This window comes from Vibrio sp. Vb1554, from assembly GCF_033344235.1.
The window spans coordinates 1-1,084 of the sequence record NZ_JAWPOJ010000409.1 but is presented as its reverse complement, the minus strand read 5'-3'; the positions used below and the strand labels follow the sequence as shown (position 1 = coordinate 1,084).

At 44.8% G+C, this 1,084-nt stretch carries 1 protein-coding gene; it reads left to right on the top strand.

What is annotated here, in order from left to right:
* Positions 1–445: 445 nt before the first annotated feature.
* The coding region (locus R8N28_RS26670; RefSeq protein ID WP_318183849.1) for a cache domain-containing protein at positions 446–1,084 on the top strand (639 nt) is incomplete at its 3' end.

The following is a 1,084-nucleotide window of genomic DNA, read 5'->3' as shown; positions in this document are numbered from 1 at the left end:
AACGCGGGGACTAACAATATACTGCGCATAACTATTGCCCATAACTATGATTAAGCCGATCAATATAATCCTCGTTCCATGACCTTCACATTTTTAATGGATTATTTACTGCTCAAACGTGATCTACATCTCCATTTAATGAAATCAATTATCATTTACAAAACGCGACAAATCCTTACTTTACAAATACATAAAACAAACCGCTCTCGTATTAGGTTCTTATTTCTTATAAAGCTCAAATTCGCGACATAGCGCCAGTATTTATTTTGAGCAGTAAAATATAATCAATCGATGATTTCGGCGTCAAAACCGCTTTTCAGCGACGACGCCGAATCATATACGAATGAAAATAACCAATAACAAACTACCCCGCGCTTTTAGGTCAATGGGCATTAAGCCCGACACTTAACGCCGCTTGGGTACAAAAAATCTATTAATCGCTGCTATGTTCAAAAATTTATCACTGAAGAATAAACTGGCTATCTCGGCCAGTGCTGCCATCATCCTTGGGGGCGTGTTAGTCGAGGGCTTGTCTTTTCGAGATTCGTTACAACGGTTGGATGCGGAAGTTGCCCAGCGTCTGGAAAGCACCAGCGCGTCATACAACCAGTACGTAAGTGACTGGCTACTCTCTAAAGAGCGAGCACTCACCTCCCTTTCTGCTGAGTCAGAAAAACGAGCCATCGTGACGCACTTGAAGCAGGTACGAGATTCCGGCGCGTTCGATAACGTCTTCCTCGCTTACCCAGACGGCTCACAAGACAACGCCAATGGGGTGATTTTACCGCCAGGCAATAATGATCCTCGCAAGTGGGGCTGGTACACCAACGCCATTGCCAATCCATCGAAAGTCTTTATGGATAACCCGACCGTTGCTGCTGCAACTGGTGCGAATGTAGTGTCGCTCGGTAAGGCGTTACAACTGCACGGCCAAACAACTGTACTGGGTGCAGATGTCGAAATTGGAGATATTTTAAACAGCCTCAACCAAGTGATCCTTCCGGGTGAAGGCTACATGTTTATTGCCAACGATCAGGGCAATATTTTCACCCATAACGACAGCAAGCTCCTAAACCAACCGGTT